This is a genomic window from Paenirhodobacter hankyongi (assembly GCF_003664585.1).
In the GTDB taxonomy this organism is placed as follows: domain Bacteria; phylum Pseudomonadota; class Alphaproteobacteria; order Rhodobacterales; family Rhodobacteraceae; genus Rhodobacter; species Rhodobacter hankyongi.
In genome coordinates this window covers 1-2,886 of record NZ_RCHI01000038.1, presented here as the reverse complement: position 1 = coordinate 2,886, position 2,886 = coordinate 1, and the positions used below count along the sequence as shown (strand labels likewise).

At 62.5% G+C, this 2,886-nt stretch carries 2 protein-coding genes, 1 tRNA gene and 1 pseudogene; 1 reads left to right on the top strand and 3 read right to left on the bottom strand.

The genetic code is table 11. From position 1 onward, the window contains the following. Positions 1–369, bottom strand: a pseudogene (locus DYS74_RS18290) (IS5 family transposase); the annotation flags it as partial. 485 nt (positions 370–854) lie between these two features. Then, the gene (locus DYS74_RS19005) at positions 855–1,214 is read right to left on the bottom strand and encodes a hypothetical protein (protein WP_238986756.1); all 360 of its coding nucleotides are present in this window, start codon (positions 1,212–1,214) and stop codon (positions 855–857) included. Between DYS74_RS19005 and DYS74_RS18280 the strand changes: the two genes are divergently transcribed. After that, positions 1,137–2,837, top strand: coding sequence for a recombinase family protein (locus DYS74_RS18280; RefSeq protein ID WP_245965338.1), 1,701 nt, complete (start codon positions 1,137–1,139; stop codon positions 2,835–2,837). The genes DYS74_RS19005 and DYS74_RS18280 overlap by 78 nt on opposite strands. Here DYS74_RS18280 and DYS74_RS18275 read toward each other — a convergent pair. Continuing rightward, a tRNA-Met gene (locus tag DYS74_RS18275) sits at positions 2,794–2,870 on the bottom strand. The genes DYS74_RS18280 and DYS74_RS18275 overlap by 44 nt on opposite strands. Positions 2,871–2,886: the final 16 nt, after the last annotated feature.

Sequence of the window (2,886 nt, the reverse complement as noted above, 5' to 3'; positions counted from 1 at the left end):
TCCCGCCTTTGGTTCGCCCGATCTGGCGCGATCGCCCCCCTTTTTGACCCGCAGGCTCGAAGCCGTGCGGTGTGCCTTGAGATAGGTCGCATCGATCATGATCGTCTTGTGTTCGGCGCGCTCAGTGGCCAGGCCCACCATGATCCGGGCGAAGACCCCGTTGTCGCTCCAGCGCTTCCAGCGGTTGTAGAGGGTCTTCGCCGGACCGTATTCCTTCGGCGCGTCACACCAGCGCAACCCATTGCGATTGATGAATATTATGCCGCTGAGGACGCGACGATCATCGACGCGCGGCTTGCCATGGCTCTTGGGGAGGAACGGCTTCAGCCGCTCCATCTGCGCGTCGGTCAGCCAGTAAAGATTGCTCATCGATCAGGTCTCCTTGCGGAGCCTGAATCACGCCAAAGGACCGAAATCAATGGGTCTGGAGCCTAGTGCGATGGTCGCAGCAAAGAGCCGCTCATCCTGGCTGTCAGATTTCCCGAACCACCTCTGACGAGGCTGCCCGGCAACTCAGCCTCGGCCTGCCGGACCTGTGAGGAACGGAGTGGGCTGAGGGGGCACCGTCAGGACCAGCGGCCACCATCGGCGCGACCAATTTTCTCGCATTGCCATGCGCGGCGTCTCCACGTTAGACTGACCTCAGGACATGGCTGGAACGTCGCGCTGTGCGAGCAGATGTTCAAATCCCTTGGCGAGCCGCAAATTCGCACATCGTCGCGCCAGTATTTTTGCGACGCCATGCTGCTCAGGACTGCGCCAATGCCCGACCCCGCCCTCCATTCCCCGCCAAACGCCGCCGGGTGCTTCTCTGTAACACACTGGAATTGCAGTGCAGTCTTTGTGCGGGACCGTCATGGATCGGCGCAGGAATGGCACGGCAACGACAAACCACAGCATCGAAGCTTCGGCTGGTCACGGAGACCACGGATGAAGCCGTGGCGCGCATTGCTGGCACCCACAAGCCCGACCCCCGCCTCGCCGATCTCGTCCGGCAACTCGCCCGACAGGCAGCGCGCGATTTCGTCCAACAGGAGACGGCCCGTTTGGCGGGCGACCGCCTCCCCGACTGAGGTGTCCGCATGAAGGTCGCGCTCTACGCCCGCTACTCCTCCGACAACCAGCGCGACGCCTCGATCGCCGATCAGCTGCGTATGTGTCGCCTGCGCGCCGAAAAGGAAGGCTGGACCGTCGTCGAGGAATACACCGATCACGCCATCTCCGGCGCCAGCATGATCCTGCGACCGGGCGTCCAGGCCCTGATCTCCGATTCCCTGCGCGGCCGTTTCGACATGATCATGGCCGAGGCCATGGACCGGCTATCGCGCGACCAGGAGGATATCGCCGGCATCTTCAAGCGCATGACCTATGCCGATGTGAAGATGTTCACCCTGTCCGAGGGCGAGATCACCCATCTGCATGTCGGGTTGAAGGGCACGATGAACGCGCTGTTCCTGAAGGATCTAGCCGACAAGACCCGTCGTGGGCTGCGCGGTCGGGTCGAGGATGGCAAATCCGGAGGCGGTCTCTGCTACGGTTATGACGTGGTGAAGAAGTTCGATGATCGTGGGGAAGCCATCCGGGGCGATCGGACCATCAACGAGACCGAGGCCGGGATCGTGCGACGCATCTTCGCCGATTATCTTGACGGAAAGTCCTCGCGCACGATCGCCATGTCGCTGAACCACGAAGGCGTGGCAGGGCCGCAGGGCAGTGAATGGGGGCCATCGACGATCCACGGCAACCCGAAGCGCGGCACCGGCATCCTGAACAACGAGCTTTACATCGGAAAGCTTGTGTGGAATCGGCTACGCTATATCAAGGATCCCGACACTGGCCGGCGCGTATCCCGCCTGAACCCGGAAAGCGAATGGGTCGTCCATGAGGTGCCTGACCTGCGGCTCATCGACCAGGACATCTGGGATGCGGTCAAGGCACGGCAGAGCCGCCTCGCCTACGATGTGGTCGAGACCAGCCCGAATCCCCTGAACGACCGGCGTCGCCCGAAGCACCTCTTCGCTGGCCTCGTCAAATGCGGCTGCTGCGGTGGCGGCTATACGATGATCTCGAAGGATCTGCTCGGCTGCGCGACGGTGCGCAACAAGGGCACTTGCGACAACCGGCTCAACATCCGGCGCGACGCGCTGGAAGCCTCGATCCTCAACGGGCTACGCAAGCATCTGATGGATCCCGCGCTGTTCAAGGAGTTCTGTACCGAGTTCACCAGGGAGGTGAATCGGCTACGCATCGAGCGCGGCGCCGATCTGGAGGGTTGGAAACGGGAACTGGAGCGTGTCGACAAGGAGTTGGACAAGATCGTCGACGCGATCGTGCAAGGCTTCCCGTTATCGAAGCTGAAGGACAAGTCCGAGAAGCTGGAAGCCCGCAAGGCTGAACTGACGGAGAAACTGGCCAACGCGGACGCACCGCCTCCCCTGCTGCATCCGAATATGGCGGCGCTCTATGCGCAGCGGATCGGTCAGCTTTCCGAGCACCTACAAGACGAGGACGGCCACGCCCGGGCCGCCGAGACGTTGCGGTCGCTGGTGGATCAGGTGACGCTTGTTCCGGAGGACGGCGAACTGGCGATCGTGCTGCGCGGAGATCTGGGCGCAATCCTGCGGTTTACCGCTGGAAAGCAAAACCCCGACTTCCTTGCGGAGGCCGAGGCTTTGGACAACCTGCTATCGCAGGGATCGTTGGTTGCGGGAGGGCGCAACAGACGATCTCTGCGGAATGGGGCCGGGAACGCAAAAACCTCCGCGGCGGGGCCTGCGGAGGTTTCGCAGAAACTGGTTGCGGGGGCAGGATTTGAACCTGCGACCTTCAGGTTATGAGCCTGACGAGCTACCGGGCTGCTCCACCCCGCGACCGGTGACCATTGGG